At 62.0% G+C, this 23,821-nt stretch carries 31 protein-coding genes and 1 pseudogene; 24 read left to right on the plus strand and 8 right to left on the minus strand.

Annotated features, from left to right (window positions below; genetic code table 11):
* Nucleotides 1-163: 163 nt before the first annotated feature.
* The 3 genes from JQ591_RS23025 to JQ591_RS23035 all read right to left on the minus strand — a co-directional run bounded on the left by JQ591_RS23025 (nt 164) and on the right by JQ591_RS23035 (nt 2,689).
* Entirely contained in the window at nt 164-1,699 is a 1,536-nt protein-coding gene (locus tag JQ591_RS23025) for an FAD-dependent monooxygenase (protein ID WP_211398260.1), read from the minus strand.
* 299 nt (nt 1,700-1,998) lie between these two features.
* Entirely contained in the window at nt 1,999-2,343 is a 345-nt protein-coding gene (locus tag JQ591_RS23030; protein WP_211398458.1) for a response regulator, read from the minus strand.
* A gap of 145 nt (nt 2,344-2,488) precedes the next feature.
* Nucleotides 2,489-2,689, minus strand: a complete 201-nt coding sequence (locus tag JQ591_RS23035) for a hypothetical protein (RefSeq protein ID WP_211398261.1) — start codon at nt 2,687-2,689, stop codon at nt 2,489-2,491.
* A gap of 180 nt (nt 2,690-2,869) precedes the next feature.
* Between JQ591_RS23035 and JQ591_RS23040 the strand changes: the two genes are divergently transcribed.
* A complete protein-coding gene (locus JQ591_RS23040; protein WP_211398262.1) occupies nt 2,870-3,244 on the plus strand; it encodes a hypothetical protein in 375 nt (124 codons plus the stop codon).
* Nucleotides 3,241-3,579: a hypothetical protein gene (locus JQ591_RS23045; protein WP_211398263.1), complete on the plus strand. Its 339-nt coding sequence runs from the start codon at nt 3,241-3,243 to the stop codon at nt 3,577-3,579. The genes JQ591_RS23040 and JQ591_RS23045 overlap by 4 nt, the downstream gene beginning before the upstream one ends.
* 146 nt (nt 3,580-3,725) lie before the next feature.
* Here the strand turns inward: JQ591_RS23045 and JQ591_RS23050 are convergent, their stop codons facing one another.
* Together JQ591_RS23050 and JQ591_RS23055 are read right to left on the minus strand one after the other, a co-directional pair.
* Nucleotides 3,726-3,917 (minus strand): hypothetical protein, encoded by a 192-nt coding sequence (locus JQ591_RS23050; protein WP_211398264.1) that lies wholly within the window; start codon nt 3,915-3,917, stop codon nt 3,726-3,728.
* Nucleotides 3,918-4,151: 234 nt separating this feature from the next.
* A complete protein-coding gene (locus tag JQ591_RS23055) occupies nt 4,152-4,439 on the minus strand; it encodes a hypothetical protein (protein ID WP_211398265.1) in 288 nt (95 codons plus the stop codon).
* Nucleotides 4,440-4,803: 364 nt separating this feature from the next.
* On the opposite strand from JQ591_RS23055, the pseudogene JQ591_RS23060 reads away from it, so the two are divergent.
* The 7 genes and pseudogenes from JQ591_RS23060 to JQ591_RS23090 all read left to right on the plus strand — a co-directional run.
* Nucleotides 4,804-5,115, plus strand: a pseudogene (locus JQ591_RS23060) (phage terminase large subunit); the annotation flags it as partial.
* Nucleotides 5,116-5,591: 476 nt separating this feature from the next.
* On the plus strand, nt 5,592-6,050 hold the full coding sequence (locus tag JQ591_RS23065) for a hypothetical protein (protein ID WP_211398266.1): 459 nt from the start codon (nt 5,592-5,594) through the stop codon (nt 6,048-6,050).
* Nucleotides 6,051-6,532: 482 nt separating this feature from the next.
* Nucleotides 6,533-6,931 carry a hypothetical protein gene (locus tag JQ591_RS23070; RefSeq protein ID WP_211398267.1) on the plus strand — a complete coding sequence of 133 codons (399 nt, stop codon included), beginning with the start codon at nt 6,533-6,535 and terminating at the stop codon, nt 6,929-6,931.
* A gap of 36 nt (nt 6,932-6,967) precedes the next feature.
* Nucleotides 6,968-7,234, plus strand: a complete 267-nt coding sequence (locus tag JQ591_RS23075) for a hypothetical protein (RefSeq protein ID WP_211398268.1) — start codon at nt 6,968-6,970, stop codon at nt 7,232-7,234.
* Entirely contained in the window at nt 7,231-7,725 is a 495-nt protein-coding gene (locus JQ591_RS23080) for a hypothetical protein (RefSeq protein ID WP_211398269.1), read from the plus strand. The genes JQ591_RS23075 and JQ591_RS23080 overlap by 4 nt, the downstream gene beginning before the upstream one ends.
* Entirely contained in the window at nt 7,685-7,912 is a 228-nt protein-coding gene (locus tag JQ591_RS23085; protein ID WP_211398270.1) for a hypothetical protein, read from the plus strand. The genes JQ591_RS23080 and JQ591_RS23085 overlap by 41 nt, the downstream gene beginning before the upstream one ends.
* A gap of 75 nt (nt 7,913-7,987) precedes the next feature.
* Nucleotides 7,988-9,010: a tail fiber protein gene (locus JQ591_RS23090; protein WP_211398271.1), complete on the plus strand. Its 1,023-nt coding sequence runs from the start codon at nt 7,988-7,990 to the stop codon at nt 9,008-9,010.
* Here JQ591_RS23090 and JQ591_RS23095 read toward each other — a convergent pair.
* Nucleotides 9,003-9,599 carry an SGNH/GDSL hydrolase family protein gene (locus JQ591_RS23095; RefSeq protein ID WP_211398272.1) on the minus strand — a complete coding sequence of 199 codons (597 nt, stop codon included), beginning with the start codon at nt 9,597-9,599 and terminating at the stop codon, nt 9,003-9,005. The two genes, JQ591_RS23090 and JQ591_RS23095, sit on opposite strands and share 8 nt — an antisense overlap.
* Before the next feature lie 35 nt (nt 9,600-9,634).
* Between JQ591_RS23095 and JQ591_RS23100 the strand changes: the two genes are divergently transcribed.
* From JQ591_RS23100 to JQ591_RS23140, 9 genes are all read left to right on the plus strand, one after another.
* Nucleotides 9,635-10,318 carry a hypothetical protein gene (locus JQ591_RS23100; RefSeq protein ID WP_211398273.1) on the plus strand — a complete coding sequence of 228 codons (684 nt, stop codon included), beginning with the start codon at nt 9,635-9,637 and terminating at the stop codon, nt 10,316-10,318.
* A 5-nt stretch (nt 10,319-10,323) separates the two neighbouring features.
* Nucleotides 10,324-10,473: a hypothetical protein gene (locus JQ591_RS23105; RefSeq protein WP_211398274.1), complete on the plus strand. Its 150-nt coding sequence runs from the start codon at nt 10,324-10,326 to the stop codon at nt 10,471-10,473.
* Nucleotides 10,473-10,724, plus strand: a complete 252-nt coding sequence (locus tag JQ591_RS23110; protein ID WP_211398459.1) for a hypothetical protein — start codon at nt 10,473-10,475, stop codon at nt 10,722-10,724. Before JQ591_RS23105 ends, JQ591_RS23110 begins: the two co-directional genes overlap by 1 nt.
* The gene (locus JQ591_RS23115; protein WP_211398275.1) at nt 10,715-11,098 is read left to right on the plus strand and encodes a hypothetical protein; all 384 of its coding nucleotides are present in this window, start codon (nt 10,715-10,717) and stop codon (nt 11,096-11,098) included. The genes JQ591_RS23110 and JQ591_RS23115 overlap by 10 nt, the downstream gene beginning before the upstream one ends.
* Complete coding sequence (locus JQ591_RS23120) at nt 11,095-11,394, plus strand: hypothetical protein (protein ID WP_211398276.1); 300 nt, start codon at nt 11,095-11,097, stop codon at nt 11,392-11,394. Before JQ591_RS23115 ends, JQ591_RS23120 begins: the two co-directional genes overlap by 4 nt.
* Nucleotides 11,395-11,460: 66 nt before the next feature.
* On the plus strand, nt 11,461-11,889 hold the full coding sequence (locus JQ591_RS23125) for a GNAT family N-acetyltransferase (protein ID WP_211398277.1): 429 nt from the start codon (nt 11,461-11,463) through the stop codon (nt 11,887-11,889).
* Between the two features lie 219 nt (nt 11,890-12,108).
* Nucleotides 12,109-13,365: a CaiB/BaiF CoA transferase family protein gene (locus JQ591_RS23130; protein WP_211398278.1), complete on the plus strand. Its 1,257-nt coding sequence runs from the start codon at nt 12,109-12,111 to the stop codon at nt 13,363-13,365.
* Between the two features lie 199 nt (nt 13,366-13,564).
* Nucleotides 13,565-14,794 (plus strand): acyl-CoA dehydrogenase family protein, encoded by a 1,230-nt coding sequence (locus tag JQ591_RS23135; protein ID WP_211398279.1) that lies wholly within the window; start codon nt 13,565-13,567, stop codon nt 14,792-14,794.
* A 9-nt stretch (nt 14,795-14,803) separates the two neighbouring features.
* On the plus strand, nt 14,804-15,367 hold the full coding sequence (locus tag JQ591_RS23140; protein WP_211398280.1) for a flavin reductase family protein: 564 nt from the start codon (nt 14,804-14,806) through the stop codon (nt 15,365-15,367).
* Between the two features lie 5 nt (nt 15,368-15,372).
* Here the strand turns inward: JQ591_RS23140 and JQ591_RS23145 are convergent, their stop codons facing one another.
* Nucleotides 15,373-16,344, minus strand: coding sequence for an NAD(P)-dependent oxidoreductase (locus JQ591_RS23145; protein ID WP_211398460.1), 972 nt, complete (start codon nt 16,342-16,344; stop codon nt 15,373-15,375).
* 132 nt (nt 16,345-16,476) lie between these two features.
* On the opposite strand from JQ591_RS23145, the gene JQ591_RS23150 reads away from it, so the two are divergent.
* The 6 genes from JQ591_RS23150 to JQ591_RS23175 all read left to right on the plus strand — a co-directional run bounded on the left by JQ591_RS23150 (nt 16,477) and on the right by JQ591_RS23175 (nt 22,830).
* Nucleotides 16,477-17,460 (plus strand): ABC transporter substrate-binding protein, encoded by a 984-nt coding sequence (locus JQ591_RS23150; RefSeq protein WP_211398281.1) that lies wholly within the window; start codon nt 16,477-16,479, stop codon nt 17,458-17,460.
* A 77-nt stretch (nt 17,461-17,537) separates the two neighbouring features.
* On the plus strand, nt 17,538-19,232 hold the full coding sequence (gene ilvD / locus JQ591_RS23155) for a dihydroxy-acid dehydratase (protein ID WP_211398282.1): 1,695 nt from the start codon (nt 17,538-17,540) through the stop codon (nt 19,230-19,232).
* 122 nt (nt 19,233-19,354) lie between these two features.
* A complete protein-coding gene (locus tag JQ591_RS23160) occupies nt 19,355-20,200 on the plus strand; it encodes an ABC transporter ATP-binding protein (RefSeq protein ID WP_211398283.1) in 846 nt (281 codons plus the stop codon).
* Nucleotides 20,197-20,982 carry an ABC transporter permease gene (locus JQ591_RS23165; RefSeq protein WP_211398284.1) on the plus strand — a complete coding sequence of 262 codons (786 nt, stop codon included), beginning with the start codon at nt 20,197-20,199 and terminating at the stop codon, nt 20,980-20,982. The genes JQ591_RS23160 and JQ591_RS23165 overlap by 4 nt, the downstream gene beginning before the upstream one ends.
* Nucleotides 20,979-21,746: an ABC transporter permease gene (locus JQ591_RS23170; protein WP_211398285.1), complete on the plus strand. Its 768-nt coding sequence runs from the start codon at nt 20,979-20,981 to the stop codon at nt 21,744-21,746. The genes JQ591_RS23165 and JQ591_RS23170 overlap by 4 nt, the downstream gene beginning before the upstream one ends.
* Nucleotides 21,747-21,783: 37 nt before the next feature.
* Entirely contained in the window at nt 21,784-22,830 is a 1,047-nt protein-coding gene (locus JQ591_RS23175; protein ID WP_211398286.1) for a peptidase M29, read from the plus strand.
* On the opposite strand, the gene JQ591_RS23180 is transcribed toward JQ591_RS23175, so the two are convergent.
* Nucleotides 22,827-23,819: a 3-hydroxybutyryl-CoA dehydrogenase gene (locus JQ591_RS23180; RefSeq protein WP_211398287.1), complete on the minus strand. Its 993-nt coding sequence runs from the start codon at nt 23,817-23,819 to the stop codon at nt 22,827-22,829. The two genes, JQ591_RS23175 and JQ591_RS23180, sit on opposite strands and share 4 nt — an antisense overlap.
* Between the last annotated feature and the right edge of the window lie 2 nt (nt 23,820-23,821).

The following is a 23,821-nucleotide window of genomic DNA, read 5'->3' on the forward strand; positions in this document are numbered from 1 at the left end:
GTAACGATACGCGAGGGGAGCTGCGTGCGTCCCATTCAGGATGCGTCATTTGACACGTCGGGCAAAACACTGGCAGAATGGCATGATCGAAAAGGTGCCTGGTTCAAGCCCGCGGGATTCCGCGGGCTTTCTTTGTTTCGACCGCGCGCCGGGCGGTCAGGCGTTACGCAGCCGGCCCGAACCACCTCGTCAGCGCGTCCGCAAGTCCGCGTTGGCTTCCATCTCCCACCCAGGCCACATGCCCGTCGGGCCGCACCAGAACGGCTTTTGGCGCCGCGACCTCTCCGATGGCCGGAAGCTCCCAGGCGCCGTCGTATTCGGCATCCACTGTTTTGACGCGATCCGCCCATGGTGCGATATCGAAGCTGATCTTCTCACCGAAAGTGAGCAACAAGGCCTGCGCGCCGTGCAGCAAGGCGAAGAGCATCAGCGGGCGGCCGTCGACCGTCACATCGAGATCCGGCATGCGCCGCCCAAGCAGCGCGTGCCCTTCGCCGAGATCGTAGTGAACGTCGAGCCCGCTCATCATCGCGCCAAAGCGCCGGCGCGGCTCGTCCATCGCGAGCAACTCCGCCACGACATCGCGCGCGGCCTTGAGGCCGTCCTCGCCGCGGCGGAGCAGGGCGATTTGCGCCATGGTGTTGCGCAAGGTCCGCGCGGCGACGGGATGGCGCTCGGTGTGGTAGGTGTCGAGCAGGCTGTCGGGCGAAATGCCCTTGACCACCTGCGCCAGCTTCCAGCCGAGATTGACGGCGTCCTGCACGCCGGTGTTGAGGCCTTGTCCGCCCACGGAGTGATGGATATGCGCGGCATCGCCGGAAAGCAGCACGCGTCCCCGGCGATAGGACGCAGCCTGCCGTGCTGTATCGGTGAAGCGGGAGATCCAGGACTGGTTTTGGAGTCCGAAGTCGGTGCCGTACACGGCGACGAGCGCCTCGCTCAGATCGCGCAAGCTGGGTTCGCCGGTCCGGTCGAGCGTGGCTTCCGTCACGACCACCAGCACGCGTCCGCTCTCGGTCTTGCTGAGGCCGTGAAAGCCGAGCGCGTCGTGGCGCAAGCCCCAGGCAGGTTCGTCTCGCATCTCGACTTCGGCCATGAGGTTGCTGAGCGTCGGATCGGAGCCGGGGAAGTCGATGCCCGCGGTCTTGCGCACCAGGCTGCGACCGCCGTCACAGCCGACCAGATAGCTCGCGCGCAACGTCTCGCCGCCGGAGAGCGTCACATCGATGCCGGTCTCGTCCTGCGCGAAGGCCGTCACCTCGGTGCTTCTATAGATCGGCACCGCGAGCTCGCTGGCCCAGTCGGCCAGGATGCGCTCGGTGTGGCTCTGCCGCAGCGCGAGCCCGTAAGCGTGCCGGGTGGGGAGGTCGCTGATGTCGAGCCTGGTCCAGGCGAAGCCCGCGAGTTGGGTGATTTGTCCTTCGCGCAGGAAGCGGTCCGCGACGCCGCGTTGATCGAGGATCTCGATGCTGCGTGCGTGCAGGCCGCCGGCGCGCGTGCCTGATAGCTCCTGGTTGACGCGCCGCTCGACCACGGCGACGTCGACATTCGCGAGTGCGAGCTCCGCGGCCAGCATCAGCCCGGTCGGGCCACCGCCGGCGATCACCACGGCGTGGTCTTTTGCGTGTTTCTGCGCGTGGCGTGCGCCGGCCCGTTCGGTGCGGCCGTGCGGCCGGGACGTCGGAAGCAATATGGGCATGTGATGACCCCTCGAGGTTTGGATGTCTTCGGGCCGAGGGTTCTACGGCAGGGGCGGGGGCTTGAAGCAAGCCTGTTGCACACCACATATCTGAGTGGGGAGAGGGAATCCTTTGTCCGCGTTCGCAGCGTTGACACGTCGGGCAAAACACCGGCATAATGCCATCATCGAAAAGAGTTTGGTTCAACCCGCGCGGACGCGATCCGCCGCGGGTTTTGTTTTGGGTTTGCGACGTCTTGGGCTTGCGAAGTCTTGGGCTTGCGACGTCTTGGGCTTGCGAAGTCTTGGGCTTGCGACCTTCAGCAGATGCCGGTGGTCCGCTGCATGGTGCTGGCGAGTTCCTCGAACGAAAACGGCTTTCTGATCATAGGAAGGCCGTCGCGCCGGGGTTCGCGACCGGACAATTGCAGGATCTTCAGCTCCGGGCGAATTCGCTTGGCCAGCTCGGCCAGTTCATGCCCATCCATGCCGGGCATGTTGATGTCCGTGATGAGGATGGTGATGTTCTCGTTCTGCCCGAGCCGGTCGAGCGCGTCCGGGCCGCCCTGAGCGCGTATCACCTGGCAACCGAGATCTTCCAGCATGCCGGCAATGACGTCGAGGACGCCGGGATCGTCGTCAACAACCAGTACAGTGTGGCTCATCGCCAAAATTCCTCCTGATGGAAGATAAACGCGCCGCTCTTCGGGTAAGTTCCCGCGTCATCGGGTCAAACGAGCGATGTTGGACAAATCGGGCAAAGCGCCGGCGGAATGAGATCATCGAGATGCGCGCCGCCCGCGGAGCGGTCTAATCGTCCTTCGACACGTCGCCGGGCTTGGTGGGCAGGTCGATGGTGCCACCATCGCCGTGCACGAGATCGCGGTGCTCGTCCCCGATCTCGCCGGCGTCTTCAACGACGGCGTCTTGTGTGTCGCGCTCCTTGTCGATGCGCGGCTTTCGTCCTGGAAGATTTCGCGACGTGTCTTGTGACGTAGCCTCGCGTGTCATCTGCCGGTCCTCCCGATTTTGCTAACGCAGCTTGAGCGAATTCGTTCGTTTGACACGTCGGGCAAAACACTGGCAGAATGGCATCATCGAAAGACGTTTGGTTCGGCCCGCGCGGAGCGATCTGCGGCGGGCTTTTTCATTCAACATAGGTTTTGACACGTCGGGCAAAACACCGGCAGAATGACATCATCGAGACGAGTTTGGTTCACCCGCGCGGACAGCATCCGCCGCGGGTTTTTTCGTCTCGATCGAGATCGGACGGCGGCGGCGCATTGCGGCCACGCACTCGTCAAACCTGGAGCGCCGATCGGCGCGCCGTCGTCCGAACCATTGCTGGCCGTGCACGCGCGAACGTGCCGGCCCGCGGCGCTGGGCCATGTGCTCGCGCCGCTGCGGTCTCCGGAAACGGAGATAGGGTTCGCGCCCGAAACGATCGCGCCTCATTGCGCGATCTGCCGCGCATTTGTTTTCGTGGGGGAGACGATGACCGCTTACCTGATATCGCTCGCGCTCGCGGGCCTGATTGCAATCGTGTTGTGGGAGATGTTTGCTTGAGCGACGACATCGAATACGCGCTGGCGAGTGAGCCGGTCCGCTTGCCCGCGCGAAGGAAGACCTCCAACGCGCGTACCCTGACAGAAATCCGCTCGCTGGCGCGCAGTCACACCAGGACTGCGCTCAGGGTGCTCGTCGGCATCATGCGCAGCGACGACGCAACGCCGGCAGCGCGCGTCTCGGCCGCCAATGCGATCCTCGATCGCGGCTGGGGCAAGGCGGCGCAGCCGATCGAGAACGACGAGGATGGTGTGTTGGAATTGATTCACCGGATCGAGCGCATCATCGTGCACCCGGAGAGCTCGGCTAGTGGTGGCTGCGGGCGCGACGCTTGAGCCATGGAAGGCTCGATTCAGAATTTGGTTGGAGTTGCCAATTGACACGTCGGGCAAAACACCCGCAGAATGGCATCATCGAAAGAGTTTATTCAGCTCGCGCCGAGCAATCGGCCGCGGGTTTTTCGTTTCGATGGTCCTCCTCCCTAGTTCTTGGTCTGCTTATTGGTCCGGCGTTGCCCGGCATAGGCGCCCTGCACCTGGTCGCTGCAATAGGACAGCGTCCGGCCGTCGCCGGTGAAATGTCCGTTGTTGATGATCCAGAGGATGACGGTCTTGTCGTCGATCTTCTTGAACATCAGGTTCTCGCGGTCCGGCGTGGTGTCGACATTCTGCACGCTGACGGCATCTGCGCCTGAGGCCGGCTGCAGCGTGCAATCGGCGCGATCCTGACGGTGTCGGGAAGCTGAACTCGAGTGCGGAAGATCTCGCACTTGTTCGAGGCCGCGTAGACGCCATCGCGCGGGTGGGCGCTCTTGAGGGTGCGTTCCTCCTCGGTCTTCCGCTTGGCTTCCTCGGCCTTCTGCTTGGCCTCAACCTTGGCTCCTGCGCCAGGTTGTAGTCATTGCAAATCATTCGAGCTTCAGAGAACCCGGTGAGAGATCAGTCATCTTCGTGACGTTGCAACCCCATTCGTAGCCGTCGACTGACTTGCCGCGAAGGTCGATCGTAATGTCGTTGCGTTCGTCGCAGGATGATTTGAAGTCTTTGCCGGGCGCGGCATAGACGCCGTCCTTTGGGCGCCCTTGGTTGAATGCCGGTGCTGGCGGTTCCTGAGCGAAACCAGGAAGTGCGAGGGCGATCAGCCCAGCCGCAGAGAAAGCATGACTGAGAATTCCGCGATGAATAGCTGTGTTCACGTAAGCCCCCATTCCTCGGCGAAAGCGGCACGTCTTCCACGAAACTACCGCGAGCGAAATAGTTGGTGGATCAGCGAGAGTTGAGCAAGTCGTCGCCCATTAGCGAAACGTGGGGACCGCTTTTTGTCAATTCACGTGAAGCTCTCTCTCCTTCTCAGAAAGGGATTTTCAGCATGTGGGAAGACATAATGCGACGTATTCTTCAGCTTGTCGGGGGATATCGCCTCACGTTACGAGTCCATATGGCGCGGTGACAAGCAGGCCACGCGGATCAAGTAACCCACACCAGGGCTCAGACACCGAAGACTGGTCCGCGATGTGGCGCAGGCGCAGCGGCCTGCCCTAGGGCGAGCGAGCGCATCCATTGTCCATCCTGAAAATTCCGACGGCCAAGATTTTCGAGCCACTGCTGCAACCCGCGCGCTACAAGGGCGTTTATGGCGGACGCGGCTCGGGAAAATCGCATTTCTTCGGCGAACTGCTGGTCGAGACCTGCCAGGCAGAACGCGGCACGCTCGCGGTCTGCATCCGCGAGGCGCAGCGGACGCTGGCGCAATCGTCGAAGCGGCTGATCGAGGGCAAGATCGCAAGCCTCGGGCTCGGCCACGGCTTCAAACTCTTCAGCGACAAGATCGAGACGCCCGGAGACGGGCTCATCATCTTCCGCGGGCTTCAGTATGATGCCGGCAAATGCCGGTTGATGATGAAAGAGCAGGACGCCGTCACGGCAAAACCGATGCCGCCGGTGCAGCGCCCGGGCATGGCGCGCCGCGGCGAGGGCGAGCAGAAAGATTTGCGAACGTTGAGCGCCCGGCTTTCGAGCTCGGGCGATCTCAAGGACGCGGTTGCGCTATACCAGGTGAAGAGAGCGCGTAGAGATTGAGCGAAAATCTCGTTAACGTTCCGTGGCGATTGACAATGTTCTCTTTTTGTTCTAATCCTGCCGAAGGTGATATGCTTCAATCTTGCGACCGCCGCGGCCGGCGGCTTCGGGAGCCGCTCGTACGTCTGCACATCCACGATGGCGTCGCCGCAGGGGTAACGACGTCATACGTAATTTCCGTTGAGGGATTCTGTGGATTCAAATTTCTAATCTGAAATAATACTTCCGTTCAGATCATCTCTGATCAGCATGACTTTGGAGGAGACAGATTGAATTTCTCCACGTCCCAGTGGCTGTCGATCATCGTCCTCGATGTCCTCATCAAGTTCGTGTTTGTGACGGCCGTGGGCGTTCTTGTGACCTACGGCCTCATATCCATTGATTCGCTCGCAATGGCGGCCATCTCGCTATCGCTGCTGCATTTCGTCTGTCTCTTCCTGGGAGCAACGCTCGTCGTGGCGCCAGAGCTGCTCGGAGTCCGATTGTCGCCGATGCTGAGGTTCACGGCCAGCGTGGCGCTCGCGAATATATTGTTCGTCGGTGTCCTTGTCGTGTTGATGTGGCCCGGTCCGAACGACATTCCGCGAACCGCGGACGGGCCCATTGTCGTGGCTCTTGTCCTGGCCGCAACCAATCTCGTTGCGTTACTCGCAGTTGCCGCCGTAGGCCGCCTGATCAGGCGGCTCAAGCCGGGGGCGCGCGCCGACGAATCCGCGCCAGGCGTTTAAGCCGGCTTGTCGCGCTCACCCTTAACTTCCGAGGTTTGGACACTCAACCTCCAAACATGAGGTTGAGCGTTCTGATGTTCACTGGTCGCGTGTCGCTCCCGCGGTCAGCCTGAGGCGAGCCCGCATCAGCGCCATTGCCATTCTTCAGGTCGCCGCAGCGCTCGCGGCGGTGGGCGACCCTACGTAGCCGACTTCCAATCCTCGATCGTCAACTCGCGCGCCTCAAGAAGTCGTGCGCTCGGTCCTCATTGCAAGCAAGCGGAGTATCTCGCGTGGATCCCACGATGCAATCGCCAATACAACATGGAATTCCCTTTTCAGGTGGCCGACAGATCACAGTGCCAAGCGGGCCGCACCATTACCAAACGGAACGGTGGGTCGGAAGCACCAGGCAGGGCAACACGCCCCTATCGGCGTTTGAATCGCTCAAACGGCACGCGACACCCTTTCAAGGCGACCAAAACAGCGCCGACGGAGCGGTCATGGATGTCCGAGGTTTGGGCCCCATTCGCCAGCATGTGGATGACGACCGATTGACGATCGTAAATACCACGATGCCTGAGCATGTCCTCCATCCGGGCAACGTCTTCCGCTCGATCGTCCAGAGAGGCGACGATCTGTACGTCGTGACGGAGGGGTACGGGACAGGAATTCTTCCCGGTCCGATCGAGCGTGGAAAATTCATCTGGTCCTGGCCGGATCACAAGATCCGACATGAACTCAACCCCTACGCGTCGCTCGGGTACCCAATGGACGAAATGAACGCGCCTGCCGCAACGGGAATCCAGACGGGCACAGAAGCGCAGCGCACGCCATCATCGCAGGTGGCCGAAAGACCGGAGCATCGGATCCCGCCGCCGATCTTCTTCTCACCGTACTGACCAGTCGATCAAAGTGAATTCACGACAGGAAATCGGATGAGCGAAGACGACCGAAATTTCATTGAACGGGCCCAATCCATCAGCGGAAATCTCTATGGTGAGCCGATGTCACCGGATCGGATCGCGGAGGACTTCGTGCTCTACGGTCTGAAGAAGCGCGTGGCTGCGCTCGAGAGGTTCGACGCCGAGCTCGGGGGCGACATCGATTCGAGTCCTCACAGCCTGCGAAAGCGCGTTCAGCTGGTCGATCTGCGCCGGCGCATGGGCGGCCTCCATGAGGCCCTGCGCAAAGCGAAGCGATGACCCATCCGCTCCTGACGGCGCTTGCGCAGGCACGACTGCGCGATGCGCCGATGTTCGTCAAATGGTGCGAGCTGAACGACGCGACCGCCTGTCCGGCGACACCTGCGTCGGTGGCGCGTTTTGTGACCGACTGTGCGTCGCTCGGCATGAACCGGCTGTGGCCGGCCGTGCAGGACATATCTCGGATGCACGTCGCGCTCGGCCTCGCGGACCCCACACTAGGCGGCTTGGCGGCAAGCGCGATGAGCGGAATTGCGGCTATTCCTCCGCCACGGTCGTGGCCCGGGCGGTTCAAACGAAAGTTCGACACGCTACCCTACGATATTCAGGTTCACCTGGCGTCGCACGAAGCTCAGCGTGAACGCGCACTGCGGCGCGCGCAGAACGATGCAGCCTCCGCTCGCCAGAAGCTGGCGGCATTCGAAGCTCAAACGAAGGACGAAATGACCAATGGCAGTGAAGCAACAGCAGCAGCCGGTGACAAGAATTGAGGATCGGATCGAGGAGCTGCGCGCCGAAATCGATGCGATCATCGACGCACGTGTCGCCGGAATTGCAAGCGAGAGCCCCGGCGTTCCGCCGGGCGTGATCCGCAACCTCCTGACGGCTCGGGCCCCGTCCTGTCGCTGCGCTCAGTATATCGAACTATGCGCCAGAGAAACGAAAACGTCCGGCTGAAGGGCCGCAGCGGCGACTTTCTCGAACCTGATGATGGGCGCCCCACGGCGCCGCTCTTCCAATTGGGGATGCAGTATGACTCTCTACAAATGGTCCCAAACGGCGTCCGCCGACGCGACCGCGGATTCCACGATCAACTGGGCGGAGGGCCAGTCACCCTCCAGCGTCAACGACTCGGCGCGCGCGATGATGGCGGCGACGGCGAAATATCGCGACGACATCGCGGGTGCGATCGTGACTGGTGGGACGGCCACGGCTTATACTGTGACCAGCTACCAGGTGTTCAACTCCCTCGCCAATATGGACGGCAAGGTAATCGCCTTCACCCCGCACGCCACGAACACGGCGGGCTTTCCGAACGTCACTCTCAACGTGGATGGCCTCGGTGCGAAATCGCTTCAGGTCAACCCCAACGTAGAGTTGCCGGCTGGTTTTCTCGTCTCGGGCTCGCCTTATGTCGCGCTCTACAACGCTTCGAACGGCGTTTTCTATCTTCAGAACTCGTTCGGCAATCCCTATACGATCCCGATCGGTGGCAGCCTGGATTTCTGGGGTTCGACGGCGCCGAATAGCTCCTTCGCACTGATGTACGGCCAGGCCGTTTCGCGCACGACGTATTCGGCCCTGTTCTCGTTGATGAGCACAACCTACGGTACAGGCGACGGTTCCACGACGTTCAACATCCCCGATGTCCGGGGCCGCGTTGTCGCGGGCAAGGATGATATGGGTGGAAGCGCGGCGTCTCGCTTGAGCGGGACCAGCATTACGACGGGCGGCGCAACGACGTTGGGGGGTACTGGCGGCACAGAAACCAAGACACTCATCACGGCGAACCTGCCGGCATATACCCCATCGGGGAGCGTTTCAGTTTCTGGCGGTACCGCCAGTTTGGCGAGGTCAGGCATTAGTTACGCGCCCGGTGCCAGCGCAGTGTTTGTTGCGCAGTCGCCGAGCGATCCCAATAACCTCGGGGCTTATGGAGCAACGCTTTCGGGGACGACCGGAACATTCACCGGAACTGCACAAGGTGGCGCGAGTACGGCATTTGCCCTCACGCAGCCTACCATCATCGCCAACAAGCTGCTTCGTCTCATCTAGTGCATTCAACAGAGAGGGCGCGAACCGTTTGGTCGATCCACGCTTTGTAGGCACTCGCTGTCGGGTGGATGTCCTTAAATTCAGTGAATTGGATGTCGAGGATAGGAACGTCAGATTGCTTGGCAGAGGCCACAATCTGCCGATTGACAGCGGGGATCGCGGTCGCTGGAACGGCTATGGCATTCGGCAGCTTTGACAACAGCCGAGAGTAATCGGCCTCGAATGTTGTCGAACCGGCATCGTTTGTCCCGGCCAGTACCACAATGAGAGAAGCGCCCTTAAATTCACTAGCCAGCTTTGTTAGTTCATCGAGTGTGGCGCCTCCAATTCCAGCGTTGACGATCGGCCTGTTGCAAGCGCTCTCAGGGAATTGGGCCAGTTCTGCGAGGCTGTCGCCGAAGATGACAATCGGCTTTGTTTTCTGAGCCATGGCAGATCGGATCACATCTAAGCGCACCGCAGCGTGATCGTGGAATGAGTGCCGAGTAACTTCGCCAAACCGGCGCCTCATCCTCTCCAGCTCAGAAAACGAGGCGATGAAAGCGACCAGAAGAATCGCTGAAATCACCCATGGAAGTGCTCGCCGCATGGCGAGAACCTACACCCTCAACCCCAGGTTCATCAATGGTAGACCTCAACGCCCTGTCTGGGGCGAACGCCAAGCGTTGGCAAAGTGCCAAGCTGACCCGGAAGACCGAAGCGGCCAATATCGCGCTGCACCTCTACCACTCCAAGAAGCGGTATCAGGCCGTGGAGGCCAAGACTGGCGTTCCCTGGCCGGTTATAGCCGTGATCCACGAACGGGAATCCTCCCAGGATTGGAGGGCTTCGCTGGCCCAGGGAGATCCCTGGAATCGGGTCTCGGTTCATGTTCCGGCCGGGCGAGGCCCGTTCGAGTCATGGGAGGCCGCTGCAATCGATGCGCTGGTCAAGTGTCCGCCCTTCCTCGCGCGCCACAGGGACTGGTCCATCGCGGCAGCGTTGACCGCGCTCGAGACCTACAACGGCATCGGTTACGCGGCCCGGGGTGTGCCGTCGCCCTATCTCTGGTCCGGCACCAACCAATACCGCGCGGGAAAGTACGTCCGGGACGGCGTCTACGATCCGAGCAAGGTCGATCCTCAACTGGGATGCGCGGCGCTCATCATCGCGCTGATGGAGCTCGATTCCGAGATCAGCTTTGCGGGGGCGAAGAGTGCAAAGAGCCCGGCTGCCGGCGACCCGGCGAGACCGTCACTGACGAACCCGTCGAAAGGCTCGATCGGCGCGTTCGTGATCAACCTGGTCCGAGCGATTCTTGGAAGGTAATGAACATGCGGACGATCCTCGACATCCTCCTCTTCGCCGCGGGCTTTGGCACCTGCTGGTTCTGCAAGGACCCGGTCCTTCGGTTCGTGACCGGCACCGACACTCTGATGAAGTCGCTCGAGGCAAGACTTGCGGCGCTGAGGGGCAAACCGTGATGCTCGCCAGAATCAAAGCGGCCTGCCTGCACTCCATGACCATCGCCTGGAGCTATTGCATCGCGCTCGCCGGTGCGCTGGCTTCGATCATCGATGATCTCGCCGACACGCTGGGCGATCCCGGCGTCAAGGACCAGATCGGCGCGGCCATCGGCGACGTCAAGACAACGGGACGCATCCTGCTGGTGATCTCCGTCGTGACGATCATCGCACGCCTGAGAACTCTTCGGAGGAGCGACCAATGTGGATGACGATCATCTCGTTTCTCGGCGGCCCCGTCGTCAAAGCGCTTATCGACGCCTACAGCGCGAAGCTGAAGGCTGAAAACGTCGACACCAGGATCGCGGCGGATCTCGCGGCGAGCGAGATCGCGTCGCAGACGGCCGAAACCAAAGCCGTCATGCAGTACCGCATCGCGGAGATCGGCCACTGGTGGGAGCCGGACAAATTGATGGGCTATTGCGTTGCGCTTTACTTCGCAAAACTCCTGGTCTGGGACAAGGTCCTCGGCTTTGGTTCCACGGACGCCCTCGCGGGATTTGCGGCGATCACAGCCAATCTGGTTGTCTCCTTCTACTTCGCCAAGCGCGGCTTCGAGAATGTTGCGAGGATCATCAAGCGGTGAAGACGCCAGATGACGAAATCAGGGCGATCGTTGCCGAGACGCTGGCCGAGCAACACAGGCTTCAGCAGGCGAGTATCGATGCGATCGTATTGAAGACGGTGGCATCGGTGCTGGCCTCTTTTGGAATCGAGGATGACGATCGAAAGGAGCTGAGGGCTGATTTTCAGCACTTGCGCCGATGGCGAACGAGCGTGGAGCAGGCGCAGAGCTATACCTTCAAGGCCGTGATTACGGTGATCGCCACCGGCCTGATGGGGGCGGTTTGGCTAGGCGTCAAGGTCGTGCTGGGTAAATGACCTGCGCGTAGCAGTAGCCTCACCGCATGCCCATTAGAGGATCGTTTCGTTTCAATGAGCCATCCCATGTACAGAATTCGTATCGTCGATGCGTCTGATGACGACGTTGTCGACACCTTGTCCGACCTGCACCAACTGACGTTCTTCGATGCCGCGGCTATGCCGCAATTCGACCTTGGAGCGTGGTGGCTGGCCTATCACGGGGACGACGCGATCGCCTTCGCCGGCGTCATGCCGTCCACGCATGTGCGAAACAGCGGCTACTTCGCCAGGGTCGGGGTCGTGCAGCGGCATTGGGGGCGGGGACTTCAGCTCAGACTGATGCGGGCGGTCGAGGCGCGGGGGCGTCGCATCGGATGGGACAGCATCATCTCCGACACGACGAACAATCCGGTGTCCGCCAATAATTTCATCCGGGCGGGCTACCGGCTCTACGAACCCGAGGTGCCCTGGGCTTGGTCGCATACCCTTTATTGGCGAAGGTCGCTCCGCTGACGATTCCAGCAGGTTTCCCGTGATGCGGAACATGGCTGTCGCAGCGCGCGAGGCACCGACCGCACGTCCAGAATGTCCAAAGGCCCGGCAGCTTCGGCTGCCGGGCCTTTTTTGCGTATTGAAGCGATGCGGGTGAAGCACTTGCGAAGTCGGCGGGGGCGGGCTTTAAGCTCTCGCAGGAAATTCGGCGGCCACAAGCCGATGCAAGGGAGCTCTACGATGCCCACCAAGCCACAACTGCCGGAACGTTCGTCGCGGACGACGGGCGCGCCTACCGCGCTCGATGGTCTGCTGGTCGTCGATTTCACGCGTGTGGTTGCCGGTCCGGCCTGTACGCAGACGCTTGCTGATTTCGGCGCGCATGTCATCAAGATCGAGAATCCAGACGGCGGCGACGACACGCGTGCATATGAACACGCCGAAATCGGCGGAGAGAGCGCTGCCTATCTCAGCCTGAATCGCAACAAGCGCGGCATCACGCTCGACCTTACCCTGCCGGAGGCGCGTGAGATTGCGTTGGATTTGATTCGCAAGGCCGACGTGGTCGTCGAGAACTTTTCCAGCGGGGTCATGAAGAAATTTGGCCTCGACTATGAAACTGTCGCGCCGCTCAATCCGCGGCTGGTCTATTGCTCGATCTCCGCCTACGGGCGCACCGGACCGTTTGCCTCGCGTCCAGGTTTTGATCCGATCACGCAGGCGGAAAGCGGCTTCATGTCGCTCAACGGGTTTGCCGATGGTCCGGCGGTTCGCACCGGCCCGCCCATCGTGGACATGGCGACGGGGATGTCTGCCTGCAACGCCATCCTGCTGGCACTGTTGGCGCGGGATCGGCTCGGTTGCGGCCAACATGTCGAGGTCGCCTTGTTCGACATCGCGATGGGGATGACGGGCTTCTACGGCATGGCTTATCTGATCAACGGCGAGAATCCTGGGCGGTTCGGAAATTCGCCGAGCGGGTCTCCCACCGTCGGCGTCTACGAAGCTTCCGATGGGCCGCTCTACATCGCGTGTGCCAACGACCGGCTCTATCGCAGGCTGGTTGTCGAGGTGCTGAACAGGCCCGATCTCATCACCGATCCGCAGTTTGCAACGCGCAAAGCCCGCTCGGAGCACAAGGAGCTTTTGCGAGCAGCCATCGCGGAGGTCTTTGCAAGCGATACCCTCGAGAACTGGATGGCGAAGATGAAGCTCGCCAATATCCCGGTCGGCTATCTCCGGACGGTCGAGGAGGGGTTCAATGCACCGGAGGCGCGAGAGCGCCATCGCTTGAGCCGGATTCCACATCGTACGGCAGAGTGGGTCCCGAACATCGAGCCGCCGATTACCATGAGCCTGACCGGCCCGATTGACCCTGTGGCTGCTCCGTTACTGGGCGAGCACACCGAGCACGTCTTGCGCGATACGCTCGGTTATGATGAGCGTCGGATATCGCAATTGACCCAAAAGGGCGTCTTTGGCTCGGGCAAACCCTAGACGTCGGTCTGAGCCCGAGGGGTTGATCCTACAGGCCAGGGCCGACGCGGCTTGCGGATTACGACTTGGCGATGCCACCTTCGCGACATCGCATCCTTCCCGGGCAGCCGGGTTCAGGGCGACGATACCCAGACAGCGCTGCATCGGCTTGATTTGGCAAGGGTCTCGCCGCATAAATGCGTGAAAGCGAGGGATACGAATGGCGCCTGGTCAAGAGCCGAGCGTGGGCCCGCCCGCGGGGGCGCAATCCGCTGAACGTGCCCATGCGGCAATGGTCGCGAAGGCCCGGGCGCTCGTACCGCGGCTGCAAGAGCGCGCGGCGCGAACGGAAGAGCTGCGGCACCTGCCGCCGGAAACCGAGTTGGACCTGCACGAGGCCGGCCTGTTCCGGATGCTCCAGCCCAGGCGCATTGGCGGCGCAGAACTCGACTATGTCGCCTTAATCGATTGCGCAGACCTGCTCGGACAAGCAGACGCCTCGGTGGCCTGGAATCTGGCCAATCTGGCGAGCCATCACTGGATGCTCGGCATGTTCGAGCAGACGGCGCAGGATCTGGTTTGGGGCCGTGATCCGGACGCGCTGATCGCGTCCTCGTTCATTTTTCCCGCCGGACGCGCCACGAGAGTCGAGGGCGGATACCGACTCCATGGCAGCTGGCCGTTCTCCTCGGGCGTTGCCTCCTGCGCATGGAACATGCTTGCAAGCGTGGTTTACTCCGACGATGAGGCAGACGGCATCGAGTATCGGATATTTCTGCTGCCGAAAGACGACTACAAGGTCCTCGACACCTGGAATGTCGCGGGACTGCGCGGGACAGGATCTTGCGACGTGGAGGTCAGGGACGCTTTCGTGCCCGACTACATGACGGTCGCGGTCGGCGATCTCGACGGTGGTCCGACTCCGGGAAGCAAGCTCAATCCTAACCCGCTGTATGCGCTCCCGGTGTTCTCGCTGTTTCCTTACGTCCTCTCCGGCGTCGCGCTGGGGAACGCGCAGGCGTGTCTCGACGATTATGCGGAGGTCGTCCGTCATCGCATTTCCACCTACAACCGCGCCAAGCTGAGCGACTTTCAAAGCACCCAGATCAAGATCGCCGAGGCCTCGGCGAAGATCGACGCTGCACGCCTGATCATGCGCTCGGCCTGTCTGAATGCCATGGAGGATGCACGGCGGGGTCATATCCCCGATATGGCAACTAAGACCAGATATCGGCGCGACGGGGCTTTTTCAGTAAACTTCTGCACGGATGCGGTTTCGATGCTGTTTGCCGCGAGCGGAGCACGGGGCCTGTTCATGACGGGCGTGTTGCAGCGGCAGTTCCGCGATGCGCACGCGATCAATTCGCATCTCGCGTTCAATTTCGATGCGGCCGGGACCAATTATGGACGCGTGGCGCTGGGCCTGCCGTCCGAGAATCTCACGCTTTGAGGCCGGCCGATGAATGATCTGCCTAAGCAGCCGACCGTTCCCGATCCGGCCAACGAACTCGCGAGCGACACCTCGCCGATCGATCCCCGTGATTTCCGCAGCGCGCTTGGGACCTACGCCACGGGCGTGACGATCATTACAGCTGCGGCTCCTGACGGAAAGCCCTATGGCCTGACGTGCAATTCGTTCGCCTCGGTCTCGCTGAATCCTCCGCTGGTTCTTTGGAGCCTGGTCGTCTATTCCTCCAGCTTGACCATCTTCCAGAACGCCAGTCATTTCACTGTCAACGTGCTTGGCGCTTCGCAACAGGCGCTTGCGAACAAATTCGCCAAGTCGTCGGATGACAAGTTCACGGGTGTCGACTGGACGCCGGGCCTCGGCAACGCGCCGGTGCTCGCCGAGAGCGTCGCCAATTTTCAATGCCGATCGGTCAATCGCTATTACGGCGGCGACCACGTGATCTTTCTCGGTGCGGTCGAGGCCTATACTTACAATGCGACAGAGCCGCTGCTCTTCGCGCGGGGCGCGTTTGGCCGATTTCTCGCCGACGCCGAGCGCAAGCAGTCACCCTAACTGCTTCAGCCCGCGCGCGACGGCTCAGCGTTCTCCGCCGAAAGCTTGTAGATTTCGAGCGCATCCGCGTCCGCTCCTCGCGCGGCCTTGGCTAGCCTGAAAAGTTGTCCCGCAAGCGAGGCCATGGGCACCGGCGTCGACGTCGTCTGCGCGACATCGGCGACGGTATCGAGGTCCTTGAGCATTGTGGCGATGTGACCGAGCGGCGGTGAGTGTATGCTCTGGACCATCCGCGGCACGAACAGCTGGAGCGGAATGGAGTCCGCGAAGCCGCCGGCGAGTGCTTCGGGCAACCGGTTGGCGTCGATTCCGGCGTTCACGGCAAGGCGTGTTGCCTCCGCAAGAACGGCCATCGCGCATCCGACGATCACCTGGTTGCATAGCTTTGTGGTCTGGCCGGCGCCGGTCGGACCCATGTGGGTGAACCTGCGTGCCATGGCCAGCACGTAGGGGCGGACCCGCTCGATGTCGCCAGCTTCTCCGCCGGCCATGATGGCAAGCGAGCCTTCCTCGGCGCCCTTGGTGCCACCGGACACGGGTGCATCGATCCAGCCTGCGCCGTTCGCAGCTAACAATCGCGTTGCGAGGTCCCGTGCGGCGTCGGGATGGATCGACGAGAAGTCGACCACGAGCTTACCCGCGCCGGACGCCGTCGAGATGCCCGCCGGCCCGAAGATCACCTCTTCCACAGCGGCCGCATCGGTCACGCACATGAAGACGATGTCCGAGCTCTCCATCAAGTCGCGTGGAGTAGCTGCGCGGCTGGCGCCGGCCTCGACGAGCCCGGCCACCTTCGCTTCCGAACGGTTCCAGACAGTGACCTGATGGCCCGCCTTGAGCAGGCGCCGGGTCATCGGTGTCCCCATCAATCCAAGGCCGAGATAGCCGAGCCGCTCGACGCCTTGCGGGTTTGTCTTGCTCGCTTCAGCCATAGGTTGCCTCCATTTGTCGCTCCGCGACGCCGCGCGACGCGGCATTACCATACATGGCGTATCCCACGACGAAACCGTTCGGCTCGCATGGCTTGCTTGATTGTTTGAACCATGAAACATTTGCAGCGGTCGGATTTGGATGGCGCCGGTCGGCGCCGGGGCAGCGGAGTGGGCACGATGCGAACCGTTTCGAAGTGGATCCTGGCTTTGGGGGCGGCAGCGGCCGTGAGCGCGAGCGCAGGCTCGTCATGGGCGCAGCAGACGATCCGCGTCGGTTGGACGATTCCGGCCGAAGAATCCAAGTACTGGATGATGCGCCGCCCGGCTGATTTTCCCAACATCGGCAAGACCTACAACATCGAATGGACCCAATTCCAGGGCACCGCTCCGATGACGCAGGCATTGGCGGCCGGCGCGCTGGATTGCGCGACGCAGGCGCCGCTGTCGCTTGCCAACGGCGTGGTTGGCGGCAACCTCAAGGCTTACATCGTGGCGCAGCACGTCTTCGAGAAGCCCGGTGGTTTCTCGGTCTACTGGGCCGTCATGGACGACTCCCCGATCAAGACGATTGCCGATCTCAAGGGCAAGACGGTCGGGATCTCCGTGATCGGCGGCGGCACGCAAGGCCCGTTCAATCTGCTCCTGAAGCAGAATGGGGTCGATCCCGCCAAGGACATCAAGCTGGTCGAGGTCGGCTTTGCCGTCTCCGAAGACGCTTTGCGGCAGGGCCGCGTCGACGCGGTCAACATGAACCAGCCGTTTGCTGCGCGCGCAGAGGCAAAGGGCGGCACTCGCAAACTATTCTCGCTGTCGCAGGCCATGCCGAACATCGTGCATATCCTGGAAGCCTGCCGTGCCGATTTCGTCGACAAGAACCCGGAACTGGTGAAGGCTTATGTGCGCGACATTACCTCTGGCATGAAGAAAGTGCTGGCCAATCGCGAAGAGACGTTGAAGGTTGTCAACGAGGTTCTAAAGGCACCAATTCCGGTTCTCGAGACCTATCTGCTCAAAGACAACGATTTCGGCCGCGATCCGGGTGCGGCACCGAATTTCCCCGCAATCCAGAAGATGCTCGACATCTACGCGGAGACGGGGATGCTGCCAAAATTGGATGTCGCGCAATTCAAGCATCCGACGATCGTCGCTCCGCTGCAATAAGCGATCGGGCAATGATCCGAGCGAAGAGGTCGCGGCGTCCGGGATGATCCGGGACGTTGCCTGAAGAAGATGCACGTATGAAGAAGTTGCGATCTCGGATCACGACGGACGGCCTCGACCGGGCTCCGCACCGCGCGTTCATGCGCGCCATGGGGCTCGACGATGCTGCGATTGCCAAGCCGATGGTCGGCGTCGTCAGCATGAAGGGCGAACAAACGCCTTGCAACATGACGCACGACTTTCAGGTCGCGGCAGCCAAGACGGGAATCGAGGAGGCCGGTGGCACGCCGCGCGAGTTTTCGACCGTGTCGGTTTCCGACGGTATCAGCATGAATCACGAGGGGATGAAGTTCTCCCTGTTTTCGCGGGAGCTGATTGCCGACTCGATCGAAGCCGTCGTCCATGGTCTCGCCTACGATGCACTGATCGGATACGGCGGATGCGACAAGACGCTTCCCGGCGTGATGATGGGCATGGTCCGGTGCAACGTGCCGTCCATTTTCATCTATGGCGGCAGCTCGCTGCCGGGCCGCGTGGACGGGCGGACCCTGACCGTGCTCGACTCCTACGAGGCTGTCGGCAGCTTCATGACCGGAGAGATCGACGGCGCCACGCTTGAGCGGATCGAGCGAGCCTGCCTGCCGACCATCGGCGCGTGCGCCGGCCAGTTCACCGCGAACACCATGGGGATGGTGTCCGAAGCGATGGGCCTCACCATTCCCAATGTGTCGATGGTGCCGGGCGTCTACGCCGAGCGCGCCCAGATCTCGCGCGGTGCCGGACGCCTCATCATGGAGATGCTGGAGCGCGGCGGGCCGTTGCCGCGCGACATCGTGACGCGGAAATCCCTGGAAAACGGCGCGGCAATCGTGGCTGCCACGGGTGGTTCGACCAATGCTGCGCTGCATCTGCCGGCGATGGCGAACGAGGCCGGGATCGCATTCACGATCGATGATGTCGGCGAGGTTTTTGCCAGGACGCCGCTGATCGGAAACCTGCGGCCTGGAGGCAAATATACGGCGAAGGATGTCTACGATATCGGCGGCGCCGCCGTGGTGATCCGGGAGCTGATCCAGAGCGGGCATATTGATGCCAGCTGCTTGTCCGTCACGGGCCGTACAATTGCCGAAGAATATGGCGCCGCCAACGCGCCTGACGGAGAGGTTGTTTACGCGGCTCGCGCGCCAATCATGCCCGATGGCGGCGTGGCCGTGCTGAAGGGAAACCTCTGCCCCGATGGTGCGGTGATCAAGGTCGCGGGCTTGAAGAGCCAGTTGTTCGAAGGTGTGGCGCGCGTCTTCGAAGACGAAGAAGCTTGTGTCGCAGCGGTTCGTGACCGCAGCTACAAGGCGGGCGAGGTGCTTGTGATCCGCAATGAGGGTCCGGTCGGCGGCCCAGGCATGCGCGAGATGCTCGGCGTCACTGCGCTGATCTATGGACAGGGCATGGGCGAAAAAGTGGCCCTGATCACGGATGGGCGGTTCTCTGGCGCCACTCGCGGAATGTGCGTTGGCTATGTGTCTCCCGAGGCCTTCATTGGCGGTCCGCTGGCGCTGGTTCGCGATGGCGACAGGATCCGGATTGATGCCGTAAATCGGCGGATGGACATGCTGGTCGACGAGCCGGAACTCACTGCGCGCCGACACGATTGGAAGCCGCGTCCGCCTCGTCATCGTGCTGGCGCCCTCGCGAAATATGCGCGGCTGGTCGGCCAGGCACCGGGCGGAGCCGTCACGCATGAGGGGCCCGCAGAATGGCCCTGGTTCGAATGACGCGGCGAACCTGCTCGGAAACAGCCGGTGGTCTGGCAGGTTTCTTGCTAAGCTCGTGCCGCTGACGGAGGACGTCAGCGAGCCTGTTGCGCAGGGTTCGCGCGCAAATGAAGTGAGACGGGATGAAGGTAGTGCCTTCGAGATCGAGCGAATGGGTGAAACCGGTGACGCCGCAAAAACCGGCTTCTGCAATCATCGAGATCAAGGGCGTCTCGCAGGTATTTCAGACCTCGGCGCGCAAGGATCATGTGGCGCTATCGGACATCTCGCTAACGATCGACGAGGGAGCCTTCGTCTCCATCCTTGGTCCGTCCGGCTGTGGCAAGTCGACACTGCTTTACGTCGTCGGCGGCTTCGTCAGCCCCACCAGCGGCTCAGCGAAGATCAAGGGACGGACGATCACGGGGCCAGGGCCGGATCGCGGTCCGGTGTTCCAGGAATTCGCGTTGTTTCCGTGGAAGACCGTGCTGGGCAACGTGATGTATGGCCCTCGCCAGCAGGGCGTGCGGGCTACTGAGGCGGAAGCGCAGAGCCGGGCCCTGATCGAGATGGTCGGACTCAAGGGCTATGAGAACTTCTATCCCAAGGAACTGTCGGGCGGCATGAAGCAGCGCGTGGCACTGGCTCGGACCCTGGCTTACCATCCTGAAGTCTTGTTGATGGACGAGCCGTTCGGTGCGCTTGATGCTCACACCCGGACGCGCCTGCAGAACGATCTACTGAATATCTGGGAGCGCGATCGCAAGACGGTGTTGTTCGTCACCCACTCGGTTGACGAGGCTGTTTTCCTGTCAGACAAGGTCGTGATGATGTCGACATCGCCCGGTCGCATCCGACAGGTGATCGATATCGATCTGCCGCGGCCGCGGCGTCGCAACGAGCTGTTGCTCGATCCGCGGTACCAGAAATATGTCGTCGATATCGAGCGCATGTTCGACGAGGTCGAAGAGACGGGATCGCCGTCATGACGTCGCTGGCCGCCCTGGGCAAGCGTGCCGCGCCAGTGTTTGCCTGCATCGGGCTTCTGGCGGCATGGCAGGTTGCGTCACTCGCGCTGAAGAATGACAGCTTCCCGACAGCGATCGAGGCGATCCGTGCAATCCCGGACATTCTCGGGGACAAGGAATCGCTGATCAACATCCTGGCCTCGCTCCGCCGCATGGCGATCGGCTTCGGGGTCGCCGTGCTGATTTCGATTCCGCTCGGCTTGTTGATGGGCCGCAGCCGGGCCGTCGCGGCGTTCTTCAATCCGCTCCTGATGGTGATCTACCCGGTGCCGAAGGCGGCGTTGATGCCGATCATCATGCTGTGGCTGGGCGTCGGCGACATCACGAAGACGCTGGTGATCTTCCTCGGCGTCAGCCTGCCCGTGATCTATCACAGCTTCGAGGGCGCCAAGGCGGTGGAAGAGAAGATGCTGTGGTCGGGCGCCGCGATGGGGCTTTCGCCTGCGCAGCGGCTGGTCCGGATCGTGCTGCCGGCGGCGCTGCCGGAAATCTTGACCGGGTGCCGCACCGGACTCGTGCTGGCGCTGATCACGATGATTACCAGCGAGATGATCGCTCGTCAGTCCGGCGCCGGCAATATCCTGTTCAACGCGCTCGACATGGGCCAATACGACACCGTCTTTGCGATGATCATCATCGTGGGGGCGATGGGAATCTGCCTGGATGCGATCTTCGAGCGGGTCCGCGCAAGGCTGGTGCGCTGGTCTGAACCGCAGTTCGACATGCCGCTGAGCTTCTCATGACATCGCGCCTTCGTTCAGCAAACGTCATCCTCGGGCTCGCGCCGATCGTGCTGGTGATCGCGGTGTGGCAAGGCCTCGTATCATTCGGGTTTGCGCCTGCGGTCTTGCTGCCGCCGCCGGGATACGTCTTCAGCAGGTTGCTTCAGCAACTCGTGACTTGGACGTTTCAGCAGGAGATCGCGGCGACCCTGATCCGGCTGTTTGCCGGCTTCGCGATTGCGGTCGTGCTCGGTGTCAGCATCGGCATCGCCGCCGCCGCCAATCCGGCTATCAACGCCGTGGTTCGGCCGATCGTTCGCGTGCTTGCGCCCTTGCCCAAGGTCGCGCTCTATCCGGCCTTGCTGCTGCTGCTCGGCTTCGGTCACGGATCGAAAATCACGCTGGTGGCAGCGGATGCACTCTTTCCCATTTTGCTCTCTACTTATTACGGCGCGTCAACGGTGGAGCAGAAGCTGATCTGGTCGGCCATGGCGGCGGGAACGCCGCGCTATGAGATCCTCTTCAAGGTGGTGCTGCCGGCCGCGATGCCGTCGATCTTGACCGGTTGCCGGATCGGCCTTGTCATTTCCTGCATCGTGGTGTTTCTGGCGGAGATGATCACGTCGAGCGACGGGCTCGGACATGTCCTCGTCACGGCGGCCCGGACCTTTCAAGCCGTCGATATGTTCGTGCCGCTGATCACGATCTCGCTGCTGGGCTTGATCCTGAATGGCCTGCTCGGGGCGGTGCGCTCGTACCTGCTGCGGGGTTTCCCCGAAGCATGAACTGACGAAGAAGAAACCAGAAGACCGGGAGTAGACCATGCTGGCTGATCGCATTGAAGCAAAATGGATCGACGCATTTTGCGAGATTTTTGAGCGGTGCGCCGTCAAGGCCGGCGATACCGCGGCGATCCTCTCGGAAACCCAGTCACGCGCGTTGAATGTTCATCTGGCGGAGCTCGCGCTGCTGCGGATCGGCGCGCGGCCGTTCCACGTGGTGATGCCGACCCCGCGTAACCGGAATATCGTTCCGGTTCGCTCGACCGGTGCAAGCGAGGCGATCCAGCGGCTTGGCCCGGTGATCACCGCGCTTCAGCAGGCCGGCTTCGTGGTGGATTGCACCATCGAGGGCCTGATGCATGCGGTGGAGACACCCGAGATCCTCAAAGCTGGCGCGCGTATCCTGGTGATCTCCAACGAGCATCCCGAGGCGCTGGAGCGGATGGTGCCGGATCCGGCGCTCGAGAAGCGCGTTCGCGCGGCGGCAAAGATGCTGCGTGGGACCAAGCGGATGCGGGTGACCTCGAAAGCCGGCACGGCGCTCGACGTCGATATGGTCGGAGCGTCCACGGTCGGTGTGTGGGGGTGGACGGACAAGCCCGGTACGCTGGCGCATTGGCCCGGCGGCATCGTTGTCAGCTTCCCCAAGAGCGGAACGATCAATGGCACGCTGGTGATGGCGCCCGGCGACATCAACCTGACCTTCAAGCGATACCTGACATCGCCGGTGAAGATGACACTGAAGGACGATTATGTCGTCGAGCTGGAAGGCGAGGGCACGGATGCCGCGATGATGCGTGCCTATCTTGCCGCTTGGGGCGATCGGGAAGCCTATGCGGTATCGCATGTCGGCTTCGGCATGAATCCGGGCGCGCGCTACGAGGCGCTGTCGATGTATGATCAGCGCGACACCAACGGCACGGAAATTCGTGCCGTCTCCGGCAACTTTCTGTTCTCGACCGGTGCCAACGAATTCGCCGGCCGTTACACGGCAGGCCATTTCGATCTACCGATGATGGGGACGACGATCGAGCTCGATGGCGTCGCGGTGGTGCGTGAGGGGGTGCTGCAGGACGTCTTCGGCTAGCCGCGATCGAGCACCGGCGGCCGCGCCAGGTCGAAGTGACGCAGCAGGTCGACCATCGCCTGAAGCCGCTTTGCCCGATAGGCATCCACGTCCATGCCTGAATAATCGAGAAAGCCTGCGCCTGTGCGCAGGCCGATCCGGCCTTCGTGCATATTGCGGGTAATGACGTCTGGCGCGCGATATCGGTCACTGCCAAGTGCGCCCTCGAGATACCGGCTAGCGTAGTACAAAATGTCGCCGCCGCCCCAGTCGATGAATTCGAGCAGCCCGAGCACGGCATAGCGGAAGCCAAATCCGTAGCGGATCGCCTTGTCGATCTCCTCGGCGCTGGCGACGCCTTCCTCGACCATGCGAGCGGCTTCATTCATCGCCAGCGCCTGGATACGCGGAACGATGAAGCCGGGCGTCGCCGCGCAGACCACAGGCACCTTGCCGATGCCTTCGAGCAGCGCCTTGACCTCGTCGATGACGGCGGGATCGGTGGCCTTACCGGGCGAAACCTCGACCAGCGGGATCAGATAGGCCGGATTGAGCCAGTGCACATTGAGGAAGCGGCGAGGGTTGACGATCGCGTCCGAGAGATCGTCGACGAGAATGGTCGACGTCGTTGAGGCAATGATCGTGTCCGGGCCGACTTGTTTTGAGGCCGCCCCCAGGACATCCCGCTTGAGCTCGACGACTTCGGGGACCCCCTCAAACACTATTCCCGCATCCGACAGTGCCACACCGCTCTGGCTGGCCGGCACCACCGAGACCCGTGCGATGAGCGGAGCGACATCCGCCTCGGCCAGTAGCCCCAGCTTCGACAGGCTGGCAAAGGTCTTCCCGACTTCGCCGAGCGCATCTGTCTCCAGCCTGGCGAAATCCTCCACTGAACGGGCCTTGATGTCGATCATCGTGACCGTATGCCCCGCGTAGGCAAACGCAACGGCGATGCCGCGCCCCATGCGGCCGGCCCCGAGACAGGCGATGGTAGTTCGGCTGGTCATCG

The sequence above is a fragment of the Bradyrhizobium canariense genome, assembly GCF_018130465.1.
GTDB classification, from domain to species: domain Bacteria; phylum Pseudomonadota; class Alphaproteobacteria; order Rhizobiales; family Xanthobacteraceae; genus Bradyrhizobium; species Bradyrhizobium canariense_C.

Coding starts and splice junctions, on each gene's coding strand:
- JQ591_RS23025 (WP_211398260.1), bottom strand. CDS start 1,699: ATGCCCATATTGCTTCCGACGTCCCGGCCGCACGGCCGCACCGAACGG.
- JQ591_RS23030 (WP_211398458.1), bottom strand. CDS start 2,343: ATGAGCCACACTGTACTGGTTGTTGACGACGATCCCGGCGTCCTCGAC.
- JQ591_RS23035 (WP_211398261.1), bottom strand. CDS start 2,689: ATGACACGCGAGGCTACGTCACAAGACACGTCGCGAAATCTTCCAGGA.
- JQ591_RS23040 (WP_211398262.1), top strand. CDS start 2,870: ATGACATCATCGAGACGAGTTTGGTTCACCCGCGCGGACAGCATCCGC.
- JQ591_RS23070 (WP_211398267.1), top strand. CDS start 6,533: ATGGATGTCCGAGGTTTGGGCCCCATTCGCCAGCATGTGGATGACGAC.
- JQ591_RS23075 (WP_211398268.1), top strand. CDS start 6,968: ATGAGCGAAGACGACCGAAATTTCATTGAACGGGCCCAATCCATCAGC.
- JQ591_RS23080 (WP_211398269.1), top strand. CDS start 7,231: ATGACCCATCCGCTCCTGACGGCGCTTGCGCAGGCACGACTGCGCGAT.
- JQ591_RS23085 (WP_211398270.1), top strand. CDS start 7,685: ATGGCAGTGAAGCAACAGCAGCAGCCGGTGACAAGAATTGAGGATCGG.
- JQ591_RS23090 (WP_211398271.1), top strand. CDS start 7,988: ATGACTCTCTACAAATGGTCCCAAACGGCGTCCGCCGACGCGACCGCG.
- JQ591_RS23095 (WP_211398272.1), bottom strand. CDS start 9,599: ATGCGGCGAGCACTTCCATGGGTGATTTCAGCGATTCTTCTGGTCGCT.
- JQ591_RS23100 (WP_211398273.1), top strand. CDS start 9,635: ATGGTAGACCTCAACGCCCTGTCTGGGGCGAACGCCAAGCGTTGGCAA.
- JQ591_RS23105 (WP_211398274.1), top strand. CDS start 10,324: ATGCGGACGATCCTCGACATCCTCCTCTTCGCCGCGGGCTTTGGCACC.
- JQ591_RS23110 (WP_211398459.1), top strand. CDS start 10,473: ATGCTCGCCAGAATCAAAGCGGCCTGCCTGCACTCCATGACCATCGCC.
- JQ591_RS23115 (WP_211398275.1), top strand. CDS start 10,715: ATGTGGATGACGATCATCTCGTTTCTCGGCGGCCCCGTCGTCAAAGCG.
- JQ591_RS23125 (WP_211398277.1), top strand. CDS start 11,461: ATGTACAGAATTCGTATCGTCGATGCGTCTGATGACGACGTTGTCGAC.
- JQ591_RS23130 (WP_211398278.1), top strand. CDS start 12,109: ATGCCCACCAAGCCACAACTGCCGGAACGTTCGTCGCGGACGACGGGC.
- JQ591_RS23135 (WP_211398279.1), top strand. CDS start 13,565: ATGGCGCCTGGTCAAGAGCCGAGCGTGGGCCCGCCCGCGGGGGCGCAA.
- JQ591_RS23140 (WP_211398280.1), top strand. CDS start 14,804: ATGAATGATCTGCCTAAGCAGCCGACCGTTCCCGATCCGGCCAACGAA.
- JQ591_RS23145 (WP_211398460.1), bottom strand. CDS start 16,344: ATGCCGCGTCGCGCGGCGTCGCGGAGCGACAAATGGAGGCAACCTATG.
- JQ591_RS23150 (WP_211398281.1), top strand. CDS start 16,477: ATGCGAACCGTTTCGAAGTGGATCCTGGCTTTGGGGGCGGCAGCGGCC.
- ilvD (WP_211398282.1), top strand. CDS start 17,538: ATGAAGAAGTTGCGATCTCGGATCACGACGGACGGCCTCGACCGGGCT.
- JQ591_RS23160 (WP_211398283.1), top strand. CDS start 19,355: ATGAAGGTAGTGCCTTCGAGATCGAGCGAATGGGTGAAACCGGTGACG.
- JQ591_RS23165 (WP_211398284.1), top strand. CDS start 20,197: ATGACGTCGCTGGCCGCCCTGGGCAAGCGTGCCGCGCCAGTGTTTGCC.
- JQ591_RS23170 (WP_211398285.1), top strand. CDS start 20,979: ATGACATCGCGCCTTCGTTCAGCAAACGTCATCCTCGGGCTCGCGCCG.
- JQ591_RS23175 (WP_211398286.1), top strand. CDS start 21,784: ATGCTGGCTGATCGCATTGAAGCAAAATGGATCGACGCATTTTGCGAG.
- JQ591_RS23180 (WP_211398287.1), bottom strand. CDS start 23,819: ATGACCAGCCGAACTACCATCGCCTGTCTCGGGGCCGGCCGCATGGGG.